Source organism: Klebsiella sp. FDAARGOS_511, assembly GCF_003812845.1.
Taxonomy (GTDB): domain Bacteria; phylum Pseudomonadota; class Gammaproteobacteria; order Enterobacterales; family Enterobacteriaceae; genus Klebsiella; species Klebsiella grimontii.
Genome location: NZ_CP033823.1, coordinates 16961 through 32949 on the forward strand (window position 1 = coordinate 16961; position 15989 = coordinate 32949).

General features: G+C 54.7%; 12 protein-coding genes and 1 pseudogene. 6 read left to right on the forward strand and 7 right to left on the reverse strand.

The genetic code is table 11. The annotated features are described in order from the left end of the window. Positions 1–40: 40 nt before the first annotated feature. The 4 genes from glgA to EGY08_RS00115 form a co-directional block, all read right to left on the reverse strand. Positions 41–1474: a glycogen synthase GlgA gene (gene glgA / locus EGY08_RS00100; protein ID WP_009653212.1), complete on the reverse strand. Its 1434-nt coding sequence runs from the start codon at positions 1472–1474 to the stop codon at positions 41–43. 88 nt (positions 1475–1562) lie between these two features. After that, positions 1563–2846, reverse strand: a complete 1284-nt coding sequence (glgC, locus tag EGY08_RS00105; RefSeq protein WP_004099051.1) for a glucose-1-phosphate adenylyltransferase — start codon at positions 2844–2846, stop codon at positions 1563–1565. A gap of 129 nt (positions 2847–2975) precedes the next feature. After that, positions 2976–5168, reverse strand: coding sequence for a 1,4-alpha-glucan branching enzyme (glgB, locus tag EGY08_RS00110; protein WP_004099052.1), 2193 nt, complete (start codon positions 5166–5168; stop codon positions 2976–2978). Positions 5169–5744: 576 nt separating this feature from the next. Continuing rightward, a complete protein-coding gene (locus tag EGY08_RS00115; RefSeq protein WP_077266818.1) occupies positions 5745–6713 on the reverse strand; it encodes an IS5 family transposase in 969 nt (322 codons plus the stop codon). On the opposite strand from EGY08_RS00115, the gene EGY08_RS00120 reads away from it, so the two are divergent. Next, entirely contained in the window at positions 6693–7724 is a 1032-nt protein-coding gene (locus EGY08_RS00120; RefSeq protein WP_064352057.1) for an IS110 family transposase, read from the forward strand. The two genes, EGY08_RS00115 and EGY08_RS00120, sit on opposite strands and share 21 nt — an antisense overlap. A gap of 318 nt (positions 7725–8042) precedes the next feature. Here EGY08_RS00120 and EGY08_RS00125 read toward each other — a convergent pair whose 3' ends face one another. Continuing rightward, a complete protein-coding gene (locus tag EGY08_RS00125) occupies positions 8043–9011 on the reverse strand; it encodes an IS5 family transposase (protein ID WP_077267151.1) in 969 nt (322 codons plus the stop codon). Positions 9012–9071: 60 nt separating this feature from the next. Here EGY08_RS00125 and tolA point away from each other — a divergent pair, with 60 nt between their 5' ends. The 5 genes from tolA to EGY08_RS00150 all read left to right on the forward strand — a co-directional run bounded on the left by tolA (position 9072) and on the right by EGY08_RS00150 (position 12481). Continuing rightward, on the forward strand, positions 9072–9506 hold the full coding sequence (gene tolA, locus EGY08_RS00130) for a cell envelope integrity protein TolA (protein WP_042928448.1): 435 nt from the start codon (positions 9072–9074) through the stop codon (positions 9504–9506). Between the two features lie 238 nt (positions 9507–9744). Beyond that, positions 9745–10011 carry a DUF1778 domain-containing protein gene (locus EGY08_RS00135; protein WP_003026799.1) on the forward strand — a complete coding sequence of 89 codons (267 nt, stop codon included), beginning with the start codon at positions 9745–9747 and terminating at the stop codon, positions 10009–10011. Beyond that, entirely contained in the window at positions 9999–10481 is a 483-nt protein-coding gene (locus EGY08_RS00140) for a GNAT family N-acetyltransferase (RefSeq protein WP_009654334.1), read from the forward strand. The genes EGY08_RS00135 and EGY08_RS00140 overlap by 13 nt, the downstream gene beginning before the upstream one ends. Positions 10482–10687: 206 nt before the next feature. Further along, a complete protein-coding gene (locus EGY08_RS00145; protein WP_077266289.1) occupies positions 10688–12034 on the forward strand; it encodes an ISNCY family transposase in 1347 nt (448 codons plus the stop codon). A 48-nt stretch (positions 12035–12082) separates the two neighbouring features. Further along, positions 12083–12481: a helix-turn-helix domain-containing protein gene (locus EGY08_RS00150; protein ID WP_032422684.1), complete on the forward strand. Its 399-nt coding sequence runs from the start codon at positions 12083–12085 to the stop codon at positions 12479–12481. Positions 12482–12844: 363 nt separating this feature from the next. Here the strand turns inward: EGY08_RS00150 and EGY08_RS00155 are convergent. Further along, positions 12845–12979 (reverse strand): annotated as a pseudogene (locus EGY08_RS00155) (IS5/IS1182 family transposase); the annotation flags it as partial. Between the two features lie 32 nt (positions 12980–13011). After that, on the reverse strand, positions 13012–15978 hold the full coding sequence (locus EGY08_RS00160; RefSeq protein ID WP_064352063.1) for a Tn3-like element ISPa38 family transposase: 2967 nt from the start codon (positions 15976–15978) through the stop codon (positions 13012–13014). Between the last annotated feature and the right edge of the window lie 11 nt (positions 15979–15989).

A 15989-nucleotide genomic window follows, 5' to 3' on the forward strand; every position in this document is an offset into this window, starting at 1 on the left:
CCCTAGAATGCAAATAGCCCATTTTTCTTATCCGTAGCAATTAAATAATACGCTGATACAACAGGTGGAAAGACTTTGCGGCACTTTGCCAGCTAAAATCCATGCTCATCGCCTGCCGCTGCACGTAACGCCACAGCGAGGGACGCGACCACAGGACACTGGCCCGGTGGATAGCATGTAATAACGATTCCGTCTCGCTGTCGGTAAACACAAATCCGGTCGCGAGCCCGTCAACAAGGTTTTCGAGCGAACAGTCGGCGACGGTATCCGCCAGTCCGCCGGTACGGCGAACCAGCGGTAATGTGCCGTAGCGCAGACCATAAAGCTGGGTCAGACCGCAGGGTTCAAAACGGCTGGGCACCAGGATGACGTCGGCGCCGCCAATCATCTGATGCGACAGCGCCTCGTCGTAGCCGATCCGGATACTCACCTGCCCGGGGTATTGCGCCTCGGCGGTCAGAAAACGGGCCTGCAAATCCGGGTCCCCGGATCCCAGCAGCGCCAGCTGCCCTCCCTTAGATATAATTCCCGGCAGCGCGCCAAACAGAAGATCCAGCCCCTTCTGGCTGGTCAGCCGGCTCACAACGGTGAACAGCAGCGCCCGATCGTCCGCCTTCAGCCCCAGCGACGTCTGCAGCTGCTGCTTGTTCTTCGCTTTCTCCGCCAGTGAATTCTGGTCGTAAGGCGCTGCCAGCAGCGGATCGCGGCGCGGATCCCAGATATTTTTGTCAACCCCGTTCAGGATCCCCGACAGTCGCCCTTCCCGCTGACGTTGCCGCAGCAGCTCTTCCAGACCAAACGCGTACTGTGGTTCGGTAATTTCACGGGCATATGTCGGGCTGACGGTGGTGATATGGTCAGCGAAATAGAGACCCGCCTTAAGGAAGGAGATTTGCCCATTAAACTCCACCCCGTGCATCTGGAAGAACGACCACGGTAACGCGATCTCCGCCATATGCCGGGCCTGAAACAACCCCTGATAGGCAATGTTGTGCACCGTAAACACCGATTTGGCCGGGTTGCCGCGGGTGGCCAGATAAGCCGGGGTGAGACCCGCGTGCCAGTCATGGGCGTGGACGATTTCAGGACGCCAGAACGGGTCAAGACCACCGGCAAGCTCGGCCCCGACCCAGCTCAGCAACGCGAAACGCAGGACGTTATCAGGATAATCCTGCATCTGCTGGTTATGATAAGGATTACCCGTCCGGTCATAGAGATGCGGGGCATCAATCAGATAGATGCCCACACCGTTAAAATGGCCAAACAGCAGCGTCATCCGCCCGGCGAATGTCTCCCTGCTGGCCACCACCTGCGGATCCTGAACCCCGTTGCGGATCGCCGGAAACCCAGGCAGCAGCACGCGGGTATCCAGCCCCTCGGCAATTTGCGCCGCCGGGAGCGCGCCGGTGACGTCGGCCAGTCCGCCCGTTTTTAACAGCGGGAACATCTCTGCTCCTACATGTAAAACTTGCATGTATGCTCCTTATTATTCAGCCACAGAGACGACCCGCGACAGGGCAATATTTTCTCTGCCGCCGGACACGCTTTTTCCGCAAATGGGCTCATACCTCAAGTTTGTCCAGCATTTCTTTGGTAACCAGAACGATGCCTTCTTCCGAACGATAAAAGCGTCGCGCATCCTCAACGGCATTTTCGCCAATCACCGTCCCCTCCGGAATAACGCATCCCCGGTCGATCACGCAGCGTCTTATCCTGCAGGAGCGACCGACCCAGACGCCCGGTAATAAAACCGACGAATCAATATTACAGAACGAGTTAATCCGAACTCTGGAAAATAGAACCGACTGCACCACCACCGAGCCAGAAATAATACAGCCGCCGGAGACCAGAGAATTCATGGTCATGCCATGACTGCCGGAACGGTCCTGAACAAATTTGGCGCTGGGCAGCGATTCGACATAGGTACGGATAGGCCAGTTACGGTCATAAACGTCCAGCTCTGGCACTACTGAGGCTAAATCCAGATTCGCTTTCCAGTACGCCTCCAGGGTTCCGACATCGCGCCAGTATGGCTCGGCATTATTATCCGACTGAACGCAGGAGCGCGGGAACGGATGCGCATACGCTTCACCTGCCGCCGTTATCCTGGGAATAATATCTTTGCCAAAATCATGGGTGGAGTGTTCATCCCGATCGTCGTCTTCCAGCAGCTGGTAGAGATATTCCGCATCAAACACATAAATGCCCATACTGGCAAGCGAGCGGGTTTCATCGCCAGGAATGGTGGGCGGATTAGCCGGTTTTTCAACAAATTCAATGATTTTGTCATTCTCATCCACGGCCATGACGCCAAAAGCGCTTGCCTCTTCAACCGGGACCGGCAGGCAGGCCACGGTACAGCGCGCCCCTTTTTCAACGTGATCGAGCAGCATCCGCGAATAATCTTGTTTATAGATATGGTCCCCGGCCAGAATAACGACATATTCCGCATCATAGCGGCGGATAATATCCAGATTCTGGGTCACGGCATCCGCCGTCCCCCGATACCAGTTCTCACCATGCACCCGCTGCTGCGCCGGTAATAAATCCACGAACTCATTCATTTCTTCGTTAAAGAATGCCCAGCCGCGTTGAATATGCTGCACCAGTGAATGGGACTGATATTGTGTAATGACCCCGATACGTCTTATTCCGGAGTTAATACAATTCGATAAAGCAAAATCAATAATTCTGAATTTACCGCCGAAATGCACCGCAGGTTTTGCGCGAATAGTGGTCAGGTCTTTTAATCGTGTGCCACGTCCGCCGGCGAGGATCAGGGCCACGGATTTAAGCGGTAACTGGCGCGACAGCATTAAGTTGTCAGTATATTCAAGTTTACTCATAATAATGTCCTGCCATTAAATAAAAGCCATAAAAGAAAATAATGAAGAAAAAGCCTCACTCTTCTGCAAAATAATTCAGAAGTGATCACCTCCGGTAATAAGTCAGCTGCAATAAATCAGCTGCGCGTTTTATTGCCCTGCAGATTCCCGTACCAGCCAGATTGTCGCCAGCGGCGGCAGAGTCACCGACAGCGAATGCTCCCGACCGTGGCTGGCGATCGCCTCGCTTGCCACGCAGCCGCCGTTGCCGGTGTTGCTCCCGTGGTAGTGCATCGAGTCGGTGTTCAGCTCTTCACGCCAGCGCCCCGGCTGGTTAATCCCGAAGCGATAGCCGTGACGCGGTACTGGCGTGAAGTTGCTCGCCACGATTATCTCGTTCCCGGCTTTATCGCGACGGACAAAGATAAACACCGACCGTTCGTGGTCATCCACAACAAGCCATTCAAAGCCGTAGGGGTCAAAATCCAGTTCGTGCAGTGCCTTATGGTGGCGATAGGTATGGTTCAGATCGCGCACCAGACGCTGCACCCCGTGATGCCAGTTGTCGCCCCCTTCCAGCAGATGCCAGTCGAGGCTGGCGTCGTGGTTCCACTCCCGCCCCTGGGCAAACTCGTTGCCCATAAACAGCAGCTTTTTACCGGGGAAGGCAAACAGCCAGCCGTAGTAGGCGCGCAGGTTGGCGAACTTCTGCCAGGCATCGCCAGGCATCCGGTCAAGAATCGATTTTTTGCCGTGAACCACTTCATCGTGTGACAGCGGCAACACGAAGTTTTCGGTGTAGTTGTAGAGCATCCCGAAGGTCATCTTGTCGTGATGATAACGACGATAGATGGGATCGAGCTGCATATAGTCGAGGGTGTCATGCATCCAGCCGAGGTTCCATTTGAACCAGAAGCCAAGACCGCCCGTAGAAGACGGTCGTGTAACCCCGGCGAAGTCGGTGGACTCCTCCGCCATCGTGACCGCTCCCGGCGTCTGCTCACCGAGCACACGGTTGGTATTGCGCAGAAATTCAATCGCTTCGAGGTTTTCCCGGCCGCCGTACTCATTGGGCACCCACTCCCCCTCTTTGCGGCTGTAGTCGCGGTAGATCATTGACGCAACCGCATCCACGCGCAGGGCGTCGATCCCGAAGCGTTCAATCCAGTACAGCGCGTTCCCGACCAGAAAGTTGCTGACTTCACGGCGACCGTAGTTGTAGATCAGCGTATTCCAGTCCTGGTGATAACCTTCTCGCGGGTCGCTGTGTTCATACAACGCGGTGCCGTCGAACGATGCCAGCGCAAAGTCATCCGACGGGAAGTGGCCCGGCACCCAGTCGAGGATCACGTTCAGACCCGCGGCATGGGCAGCATTCAGGAAGTAGCGGAAGTCTTCACGGGTACCAAAACGGCGGGTCGGCGCGTACAGCCCGGTGGGCTGATAGCCCCAGCTGCCGTCGAACGGATGTTCGTTTACCGGCAGCAGCTCCAGATGGGTGAAGCCCATCCACTTCGCGTAAGGCACCAGCTGGTCCGCCAGCTCGCGGTAGCTGAGCCAGAAATGGTTATCGGCGTGGCGGCGCCACGAGCCAAGGTGCACTTCATAAATCGAAATCGGTGCATCAAACTGGTTGGCCTGCTGACGGGACTGTGGCTGTTCGACCTTTTCCGGCATGCCGCAGATAAGCGACGCGCTTTCCGGGCGCATCTGTGCCTCAAAGGCATACGGGTCGGATTTCACCCGCAGGTGGCCGTGGGCGTCAATCAGCTCGAACTTATACAGCTGGCCGTTATGCGCGCCGGGGACAAACAGCTCCCAGATGCCGGACTCTTTGCGCAGACGCATCGGGTGGCGGCGGCCGTCCCAGTAGTTGAACTGTCCGACCACCGACACACGACGGGCGTTCGGCGCCCAGACGGAAAAACGCGTCCCGGTGACGCCGTCCATGGTGTCGGCATGGGCTCCCAGCGTCTCGTAGGGCCGCAGATGAGTCCCTTCAGCGAGCAGCCAGGCATCAAGCTCCTGCAGCAGCGGGCCAAAGCGATAGGGGTCGTCAATCAGGTTTTGCTGACCGTGCCAGGTGACGGCCAGCTGGTAACGAAAAGGATTTTTCCGGCGCGGCAGAACGCCGCTAAAGAACCCGCGTGTGTCGAGGCATTCGAGTTTACCGACTTTGCGCCCGGTTTTCGGTTCAATCACCCATACATCGGTGGCATCGGGTAATAATGCGCGCACTTCCAGACCCGCATCGGTTGAGTGCATGCCAAGCACGGAAAATGGATCGGAACAATGACCTGCGAGAAGTGCGGAGATCGCACTTTTTTCATTATAATCAGACATGGCAGTCACCCTACTATCATCCTGCGGAAAGAATTAAAACGCCTCTTCCTGCTTTATTGATCCGGTAATATTCCGCTGCATGCTACGCATCGAAATATCAACACGTTATTCCAGAGCCTTAAGACATGTCGGTTGTCCACAAATAGAGAGTGATTAACCTCCTGAGAAGTGAGTTAAATGCGCTGTACGACTTCTGTATTATCTGTCTTCAGAATAATTACTCCTGATTTTCTTTCTGTGAGTAAACACTCATTTCTATATTAATGGGGAAACTAATTTTTATTTCGTCACGAATGATGAGTTTCCTTCTGCTGAATTCGTCAGATCGTATATAAAAAAAGGCTTTGTTGAATAAATCGAACTTTTGCTGAGTTGAAGGGCTTTGTTAATGGAATGGTCGCCTCCCATCTCTTGTGCCACAGTGGGACGATAAATCGTCACTCATTGAACGGAGCGCTGCTATCATGAACGTTAAAACTATTGGAATCGATTTGGCAAAAAACGTTTTCCAGATCCATGGGGCTTTGTTGAATAAATCAGATTTCGGGTAAGTCTCCCCCGTAGCGGGTTGTGTTTTCAGGCAATACGCACGCTTTCAGGCATACCTGCTTTCGTCATTTTGTTCAGCGCTCGTACCAGGGCCATAGCCTCCGCAACCTGACCATCGTAGTCACGCAGCGTCAGTGAACCCCCGAACAGCTGTTTTACCCGGTACATCGCCGTTTCCGCTATCGAGCGACGGTTGTAATCTGTTGTCCATTTCCACCACGCATTACTCCCGGTCAGCCGCTGATTAGCCACTGCACGGTTACGGTCTGCATATTCACCGGGCCAGTAACCCGCACCTTTTCGGGGTGGGATAAGCGCGCTGATTTTCTTACGCCGCAGTTCATCGTGACAGAGCCGGGTGTCGTAAGCGCCGTCTGCCGATGCTGCCCTGATTTTTCTGTGAGTCTGCCGGATAAGACCCGGGAAGGCTTCTGAGTCCGTCACATTGTTCAGCGACAGGTCTGCACAGATGATTTCATGTGTGTTGCTGTCAACTGCCAGATGCAACTTTCGCCATATACGACGGCGTTCCTGGCCATGCTTTTTGACTTTCCACTCGCCTTCACCGAAGACCTTCAGCCCGGTGGAATCAATCACCAGATGCGCGATTTCACCCCGGGTGAACGTTTTGAAACTGACATTAACCGACTTTGCGCGCTTGCTGACACTGGTGTAATCCGGGCAGCGCAACGGAACATTCATCAGTGTAAAAATGGAATCAATAAAACCCTGTGCAGCCCGCAGGGTCAACCTGAACACGCGTTTAATGACCAGAACGGTGGTGATGGCGAGATCAGAATAGCGCTGAGGTCTTCCCCGTGATGAAGGCGTTGCCGACTCATACCAGGCCTGAATAGCTTCATCATCCAGCCAGAAAGTTATGGAGCCACGGTTGATGAGGGCTTTATTGTAGGTGGGCCAGTTGGTGATTTTGAACTTTTGCTTTGCCACGGAACGGTCTGCGTTGTCGGGAAGATGCGTGATCTGATCCTTCAACTCAGCAAAAGTTCGATTTATTCAACAAAGCCGATCCATGGGGTTGACGAGCACGGAAAACGGTTGTTCAACAAACAACTCAGACGGGCACAAATGGCCTCCTTTTTTGCCAACATCCCACCCTGTTTGATCGGCATGGAGGCCTGTGCATCTGCTCATTTCTGGGCCAATAAACTGATATCGATGGGCCATAATGTCAAACTGATGGCCCCTCAGTTCGTCAAACCCTATGTTAAAACCAATAAGCATGATGCTGCAGACGCTGAAGCTATTTGTGAAGCCGTCACTCGACCTAACATGCGGTTCGTGCCGGTCAAAACCGCTGAGCAGCAAGCCGTATTGGCACTTCACCGGAGTCGTCAGAGCTTCATCAAACAGCGAACCGCACAAGCCAATCAAATCAGGGGGTTATTGGCCGAATTTGGCATTGTCGTCCCCCGAGGTATCCAGCAGCTACAGCGACGATTACCTGAGCTCGTGGAAGATGCGGATAACCCGTTACCCGTCCTGTTTCGTACACAGCTGAGTCTACTACAGCACCACATGGCGTACCTGTTCGATGTCATCGCTACACTCGACAAGCAGATTGAGCAGTGCTATCGGCAAAATGCTCTCTGCCAGCGTATCGGCAAGATCCCTGGTATTGGCCCTGTTACCGCCAGCGCGCTGATTGCGACCATTGGTAAAGCCAACAATTTCGAGAATGGCCGACAACTGGCTGCCTGGCTCGGATTGGTTCCACGTCAGCACTCCAGTGGGGGTAAACAAGTCCTGCTCGGGATAAGCAAGCGAGGTGATACCTATTTGAGGACCTTGCTTATCCATGGTGCCAGGGCGGTATTGCAGTCGGCCAAACATAAACAGGATGCCGTATCGAGCTGGGCTAACCAGCTAATGGCGCGCCGGAATAACAACATTGCCTCGGTAGCATTGGCTAACAAGAATGCGCGGACTGTGTGGGCGCTCCTGGCCAAAGAGCGGGAGTATTGTGCACCAATAATAAGCGCTTAAGTTGCTTAATCAGTAAGACAGAAACAACACCACCGATTGCCCAGGCAAGCATGAAGTGATGGCAAGACAGGTCAGACCGCGATGGGGAAAACCCGGTTTATTCAAGGCTCCTGAAAGAGCGCTTTGTTGATAGAGGCCTCCATCAGCGTATTCCATCAGGGACAGAGGTATTTTACATCACCTCGGCAAAGTCCGGATCTATGGCTGCAATCGATGACCAGTAAAGCCACCACAACATATTTAGCTTGGCAAACAGGAGGCGACCATCTATGAATAAATCAGATTTCGGGTAAGTCTCCCCCGTAGCGGGTTGTGTTTTCAGGCAATACGCACGCTTTCAGGCATACCTGCTTTCGTCATTTTGTTCAGCGCTCGTACCTGGGCCATAGCCTCCGCAACCTGACCATCGTAGTCACGCAGCGTCAGTGAACCCCCGAACAGCTGTTTTACCCGGTACATCGCCGTTTCCGCTATCGAGCGACGGTTGTAATCTGTTGTCCATTTCCACCGCGCATTACTCCCGGTCATTCGCTGATTAGCCACTGCACGGTTACGGTCTGCATATTCACCGGGCCAGTAACCCGCACCTTTTCGGGGAGGGATAAGCGCGCTGATTTTCTTACGCCGCAGTTCATCGTGACAGAGCCGGGTGTCGTAAGCGCCGTCTGCCGATGCTGCCCTGATTTTTCTGTGAGTCTGCCGGATAAGACCCGGGAAGGCTTCTGAGTCCGTCACATTGTTCAGCGACAGGTCAGCGCAGATGATTTCATGTGTTTTACTGTCAACGGCGAGATGCAGCTTACGCCAGATACGGCGGCGTTCCTGGCCATGCTTTTTGACTTTCCATTCGCCTTCACCAAAGACCTTCAGCCCGGTGGAATCAATCACCATATGCGCGATTTCACCTCGGGTGAACGTTTTGAAACTGACATTAACCGACTTTGCTCGCTTGCTGACACTGGTGTAATCCGGGCAACGCAACGGAACATTCATCAGTGTAAAAATGGAATCAATAAAACCCTGTGCAGCCCGCAGGGTCAACCTGAACACGCGTTTAATGACCAGAACGGTGGTGATGGCGAGATCAGAATAGCGCTGAGGTCTTCCCCGTGATGAAGGCGTTGCCGACTCATACCAGGCCTGAATAGCTTCATCATCCAGCCAGAAAGTTATGGAGCCACGGTTGATGAGGGCTTTATTGTAGGTGGGCCAGTTGGTGATTTTGAACTTTTGCTTTGCCACGGAACGGTCTGCGTTGTCGGGAAGATGCGTGATATGATCCTTCAACTCAGTAAAAGTTCGATTTATTCAACAAAGCCACCTGGAGATGAAAACAGGAGTTTTAACATGTATTTAAGAGTGTTGTCAGCGCCCATACTCACCCTTTTTCTACTTATAACTGCCTGTTCAAACCATACTCAAAAAACAAACGTCAGGGTTATGCCCGACAGCGATAAATCTGCGGAAGTTGATGATCTTTTAGGTGGCCTACGATCTCCAACAGTTCCCCCGGAGCATTCAAAAATACTCGGATATGCGACACAAATAAGGAATGCCATTGTTGCCGAAATGTATGAACCCGATGCGCATAAAGGACAAACCTGCTCTATCCGTATCTCTCTTCAGCCTGATGGTTCAGTGAACAGTGCGACAGCAAAAGAGGGTGATGCAAAATTGTGTAAAGCAGCCATTTCAGCGATTACACGAGCAAAAATACCCGCCGCACCAGATGACGAAACATATCAGAGGGTCAAAAATGCCGATCTTGATTTCAGACTATAGAAATGAAGTTTGAGATGGCTTTTGCTGAAAAGACCTTGGGGGCCACATTCCGTGTTTTCACCTTAATGGTGGGATTGTTGAGGATACACTTTAATGTTGCTTCCAGTCTTGCTGTTATGTTTCAACCTGTTGATATTTAATATAAAACTCATTTTCGGCACTTTGAGGTGCATAGCATTTGCTATACGTTCGTGTTGTGTTATGCTTGTATAGCAATCGCTATACAAAAGAGGTGTGTATGAAATCAGATGTTCAACTCAACCTAAGAGCTAAAGAGTCTCAGAGGGCACTCATCGATGCCGCTGCAGAAATCCTTCATAAATCGCGAACCGACTTCATTCTTGAGATGGCCTGCAAGGCTGCGGAGAACGTGATCCTTGATCGCCGTGTTTTCAATTTTAACGACGAACAGTATGCAGAGTTCATCGATATGCTCGATGCACCAGTCGAGGATGAGCCCGCCATTAATAAACTACTGGCAAGGAAACCTCAGTGGGATGTATAACAGCGCCCGAGCCGTTATCCAGCGCCCATCAACTGGCAGAGTTCGTCAGTGGAGAAACGGTACTCGATGAATGGCTAAAACAGAGAGGTTTAAAAAATCAGGCTCTTGGCGCTGCCCGAACGTTCGTTGTTTGCAAGACGGGTACGAAGCAAGTAGCTGGTTTTTACTCTCTGGCCACCGGTAGCGTTAACCATACGGAAGCGACAGGTAGTCTTCGGCGTAACATGCCAGATCCTATACCGGTGATTATACTCGCTCGCCTGGCGGTAGATATCTCATTGCACGTAAAAGGGGTTGGCGCCGATTTACTTCACGATGCGGTTCTACGCTGTTATCGCGTAGCTGAGAATATTGGCGTTCGTGCGATAATGGTTCACGCGCTTACTGAAGAAGCCAAAGGCTTCTATGTTCACCATGGATTTAAGGCATCACAAACTCATGAGCGGACTCTGTTCCTTAAACTTCCATGACTGGTTACTGGAGTGGGGAAGTGACTGACACCGACGTAACATATTGATTATCATATCATTTATTTCAACATTTAACATAATCTTTGTTAAGCGCACTAAGGTTGTCAGCACAAAGCGTTATTGTCGTCTCAGCACAATTCACACGCGTCGTGTACGCTAAGCCTTCATTTTGCTCAGCACAGGACCGCGATCTTATGTTGGTGACTATGACAGACAAAGAACTTTACCGGCTTGGCATCATTCAGCGAGTATTTGACCGGGCTTTGCTTCAGCGCGACGCTGCAGATATTCTTGAACTCAGTGTTCGTCAGGTGCAGCGTCTTGTGCGCCTGTACCGGACAGATGGCGCAACCGCGTTTGCATCTTCCCGCCGTGGACGTCCTGCAAACAACCGGATCGATGAAGAAACACGCTGTAAAGCCCTGGATTTGATCCGGTGCCACTATTCAGATTTTGGCCCAACGCTCGCAACCGAAAAACTGGCTGAACGCCATCATATTCATCTCTCTGGTGAAACCGTCCGTAACTGGATGACAGCCGAAGGTCTCTGGCGTCCTCATTCCCGCCGGCGAACCCGGGTTTACCAGCCACGCTATCGTCGCGACTGTCTCGGCGAACTGGTTCAGATCGATGGCTCTCACCATGACTGGTTCGAAGGCAGAGCCCCAAAATGCTGTCTTCTGGTCTTCATGGATGATGCCACCGGTCGCCTGATGCACCTGCGATTCTGTGATTCAGAAAACGCGTTTGACTACATGATGGCTACCCGGCAATACATTGATAAACATGGTAAACCTGTCGCATTTTACAGCGACAAGCATGCGGTGTTCAGGGTCAGCGGACCGGAAAGCCGACGTACCGGCACAACCCAGTTCGGACGGGCTCTCCGGGAACTGGCGATCGAATTGATTTGTGCCAACAGCAGCCAGGCAAAAGGTCGCGTGGAACGGGTAAATAAAACGCTCCAGGATCGCCTGATTAAAGAGATGCGCCTGCAGAACATCAGCTCGGTTGCTGAAGCCAATCAGTGGATTGAACATTTCATGTCCGATTTTAACCGTCGTTTCTCCCGGCCGGCAAAATACCCTAAAGATCTGCACCGTCCGGTCACACAGAGTCCACTGGAGTTGAATGATATCTTCGCCTGGCAGGAGCTGCGGACCTTATCGAAAGCACTGACTTTTCAGTATGATAAAGTGATGTATATCATTGAACCCACTGAACAAAATTCGCGCATAGCAGGTGAAAAAATTACCGTTTATGATTACCCTGACGGAAGCATTGCTTTCCGGCATCTGCACCGGCCACTGGGCTATAAGATTTTCGATAAACTCGCCTGCGTTGATCAGGGTGCGGTTGTTGACAACAAACGACTGGGTGCCGTTTTGAAACTGGCGCAGCAGAAACAGGACGAGCTGGAGGCTGAAGGAAAGCGAATGCGCAGCAAAAAAATGCCCCGCAGGCGTGCCCAGGAGCGCGTACTGGAAGAGCTAAGGGCGATCAATCCGGTGCTGGCCAGCCCGCAGGATTTTGTCCCCAGCCTGAAGCGATGAGCCCTTCCCTCACCTGCAGATCTGACACGGCTGAATGATGAGAGAAAAATGGACGACAAAAAACCAGTGCTTCTGACATTACATGAAGCGTTGCGCCTGGATTTGATTGAGGCCTATGTGGCGCGGGAAATTACGCTGGCAGAAGTGGCGGAATCCATGGAGCTCACCCGTCGTCAGTGCTCCCGCCTGATTAAACGCTATTGTGAGCTGGGGCCAGCTGGTCTGGTCAGCCGGCGCCGTGGAAAGCCCGGCAACCATCAGTTAAACACCACCATCAGAGACCAGGCCCTGCAGCTTATTCGCTCACGCGGCCGGGGTATGAATCCGACAGCAATCTGGCGAATACTGACCACAGAATACAGTGTCCGGATTTCAAAAGAGACCGTTCGGAAACTGATGATTACTGAGAAAGCCTGGCATCCGCGACCATCCTCCAGGCCTGACTAAGACTAAAGAAGGAATTTTCCAGATTCTCCCAGACGTCATCTCTGACTTGTTTTGAGCACGACATTTCAACATTGGCTAGACAAATACTGTAAAGGCTCAATGCTAATGTCTAGTTGGGGGCTGCGGATGTTTTACTGTGTACGATTATAATCGGCGCTTTGTCAAAATTCCTCGACATGACTTTGATGTGCATCTGCCACTTGAATATGATGACCTGGCTGCCTTTTTCATATATTAGAATAAATGAAGAAAGCAATATTTATTAAATGTGAGTGATAAACCACATGACTCATTTGAACCAATATGAGGCTTTGTTGAATAAATCAGATTTCGGGTAAGTCTCCCCCGTAGCGGGTTGTGTTTTCAGGCAATACGCACGCTTTCAGGCATACCTGCTTTCGTCATTTTGTTCAGCGCTCGTACCAGGGCCATAGCCTCCGCAACCTGACCATCGTAGTCACGCAGCGTCAGTGAACCCCCGAACAGCTGTTTTACCCGGGGTCGTCTCAGAAAACGGAAAATAAAGCACGCTAAGCCGGTTGCAGCGGCCGTAGCGGCCTGAACTTGCCCGCGCCGATCTTGGCGCTGCTGCGCCAGAGGTAATCGCCGGTCAGGTTGATGTGCTCCCAGCCGAGCGGCGACAGGTACTGCAACAGGCCGTCATCGACGGCTTGACCGTGGCCACGCAAGGCGTTCGCGGCCCGCTCCAGATAGACCGTGTTCCATAGCACGATGGCCGCCGTCACCAGGTTGAGGCCGCTGGCCCGGTAGCGCTGCTGCTCGAAGCTGCGGTCGCGGATTTCCCCCAGGCGGTTGAAGAACACGGCGCGGGCCAGCGCGTTGCGCGCCTCGCCTTTGTTCAGCCCGGCATGCACGCGGCGGCGCAGCTCGACGCTTTGCAGCCAGTCCAGGATGAACAGTGTGCGCTCGATGCGTCCCAGCTCACGCAGGGCGACGGCCAGGCCGTTCTGGCGCGGGTAGCTGCCAAGCTTCCTGAGCATCAGCGAGGCCGTCGCCGTGCCCTGCTTGATCGAGGTGGCCATCCGCAGGATTTCATCCCAATGGGCGCGGACGTGCTTGATGTTGAGCGTGCCGCCGATCATCGGTTTCAACGCCTCGTAGGTGGCATCGCCCTTCGGGATGTAGAGCTTGGTGTCGCCCAGGTCACGAATGCGCGGGGCGAAGCGGAAGCCCAGCAGGTGCATCAACGCGAAGACGTGGTCCGTGAACCCTGTCGTGTCGGTGTAGTGCTCCTCGATCCGCAGGTCGGATTCGTGATACAGCAGGCCGTCGAGCACGTAGGTCGAGTCGCGCACGCCGACGTTCACGACCTTGGTGTGGAACGGCGCGTACTGGTCGGAGATATGGGTGTAGAACGTCCGCCCTGGGCTGCTGCCGTATTTCGGATTGATGTGGCCGGTGCTCTCGGCCTTGCTGCCGGTGCGGAAGTTCTGGCCGTCCGACGATGACGTGGTGCCGTCGCCCCAATGCTCGGCGAAGGGATGTCGGAACTGCGCGTTGACCAGCTCGGCCAGTGCCGCCCCGTAGGTTTCGTCGCGGATGTGCCAGGCTTGCAGCCAGGCCAGCTTGGCGTAGGTCGTGCCGGGGCACGATTCCGCCATCTTGGTCAGGCCCAGGTTGATCGCGTCGGCGAGGATCGTGGTCAGCAACAGGTTTTTGTCCTTGGCCAGGTCGCCTGACTTCAGGTGGGCGAAGTGCCGGGTGAAGCCCGTCCATTCGTCTACCTCCAGCAGCAATTCGGTGATCTTGACGTGCGGTAGGATCATCGCCGTCTGGTCGATCAGGGCCTGTGCGGTATCGGGCACCGCCGCATCGAGCGGCGTGATCTTCAGGCCCGACTCCGTGATGATGGCGTCCGGCAGCTCGTTGGCCAGCGCCATGCGGTTGACGGTGGCGAGCTGCGTTTCCAGCAGCGTCAGCCGGTCATGCAGGTACTGGTCGCAATCGGTGGCCACGGCCAGCGGCAATTCGCTGGCCTGCTTGAGGCTGGCGAATTTCGCGGGCGGCACCAGGTAGTCCTCGAAGTCCTTGAACTGGCGCGAGCCTTGCACCCAGATGTCGCCGGAGCGCAGCGCGTTCTTCAGCTCCGACAGCGCGCACAGTTCGTAGTAGCGCCGGTCGATGCCGGTGTCGGTCATCACCAGCTTCTGCCAGCGCGGCTTGATGAACTCGGTCGGCGCGTCGGTGGGCACCTTGCGGGCGTTGTCGCTGTTCATGCTGCGCAGCACCTCGATGGCGTCGAGTACGTCCTTGGCGGCGGGCGCGGCCCGCAACTTGAGCACGTCGAGAAATTCCGGCGCGTAGCGGCGCAGCGTGGCGTAGCTCTCGCCGATGCGGTGCAGGAAATCGAAGTCCTCGGGTTGCGCGAGCCGCTGCGCTTCGGTGACGCTCTCGGCGAAAGCATCCCAGGACATGACGGCCTCGATGGCGGCGAACGGATCGCGGCCCGCTTGCTTGGCCTCGATCAGCGCCTGGCCGATGCGCCCGAACAGCCGCACCTTGGCATTGATCGCCTTGCCGGATGCCTGGAACTGCTGCTGATGCTTGTTCTTGGCGGCATTGAACAGCTTGCCCAGGATGCGGTCATGCAGGTCGATGATTTCGTCGGTGACGGTGGCCATGCCCTCGATGGCGAGCGCCACCAGGGTCGCGTAACGCCGCTGCGGCTCGAACTTCGCCAGGTCGGCGGGCGTCATCTGGCCGCCCTCGCGGGCGATCTTGAGCAGCCGGTTCTGGTGAACCAGCCGCTCGATGCCGGAGGGCAGGTCGAGCGCCTGCCACGCCTTGAGGCGTTCGATGTGTTCCAGCATGTGCCGCGAGTTCGGTTTGACCGGGGATTGCCGCAGCCAGGCCAGCCACGTCGTCTTGCCGTTGTCGCGGCGCTTGAGCAGATCGTCGAGGCGACGGCGATGCACGTCCGTCAGCGGCTCAGCCAAGGCGTCGTAGAGACGCCGGTTGGCGCGGGTAATCGCTTCGGCGCTCGCCCGCTCGACGGCGTTGAGGGCGGGCACAATGACCGACTGCCGCCGCAGGTGCTCGATCAAGGCTCTGGCCAGCACGATGCCCTTGTCGGTTTGCATGGCCAGCTCGGTCAGCAACTGGACAGCCTGCCGGTAGTGGCCAATCGTGAACGGCTGGAAGCCGAACACCGTTTGCAGCTCGACCAGGTGCTCGCGTCGGGTCTGCTCACGCTGCCCGTACTCGTCCCAGCTTTCGATGCCGACCTTGAGCTGGTTGGCGACCAGTCTCAGCAATGGCGGGAACGGTGGCTCATCAGCGCCAAGGATGACGCCGGGAAAGCGCAGGTAGCAGAGCTGCACCGCGAAGCCCAGCCGATTGGCCGGGCCGCGCCGCTGCCGGATGATGGAGAGGTCGCTTTCGCTGAACGTGTAGTGACGGATCAACTCATCCTTGGTGTCCGGCAACGCCAGCAGGCTTTCGCGCTCGGCGGCGGAGAGGATCGAACGGCGGGGCATGCGGTTTCCTT

What these genes read in the sequence shown, in the direction of transcription:
- EGY08_RS00145 (WP_077266289.1), top strand. Translation starts at nt 10,688, where the DNA reads ATGACAGACAAAGAACTTTACCGGCTTGGCATCATTCAGCGAGTATTT.
- EGY08_RS00120 (WP_064352057.1), top strand. Translation starts at nt 6,693, where the DNA reads ATGCGTGATCTGATCCTTCAACTCAGCAAAAGTTCGATTTATTCAACA.
- glgA (WP_009653212.1), bottom strand. Translation starts at nt 1,474, where the DNA reads ATGCAAGTTTTACATGTAGGAGCAGAGATGTTCCCGCTGTTAAAAACG.
- EGY08_RS00135 (WP_003026799.1), top strand. Translation starts at nt 9,745, where the DNA reads ATGAAATCAGATGTTCAACTCAACCTAAGAGCTAAAGAGTCTCAGAGG.
- EGY08_RS00160 (WP_064352063.1), bottom strand. Translation starts at nt 15,978, where the DNA reads ATGCCCCGCCGTTCGATCCTCTCCGCCGCCGAGCGCGAAAGCCTGCTG.
- glgC (WP_004099051.1), bottom strand. Translation starts at nt 2,846, where the DNA reads ATGAGTAAACTTGAATATACTGACAACTTAATGCTGTCGCGCCAGTTA.
- glgB (WP_004099052.1), bottom strand. Translation starts at nt 5,168, where the DNA reads ATGTCTGATTATAATGAAAAAAGTGCGATCTCCGCACTTCTCGCAGGT.
- EGY08_RS00150 (WP_032422684.1), top strand. Translation starts at nt 12,083, where the DNA reads ATGGACGACAAAAAACCAGTGCTTCTGACATTACATGAAGCGTTGCGC.
- tolA (WP_042928448.1), top strand. Translation starts at nt 9,072, where the DNA reads ATGTATTTAAGAGTGTTGTCAGCGCCCATACTCACCCTTTTTCTACTT.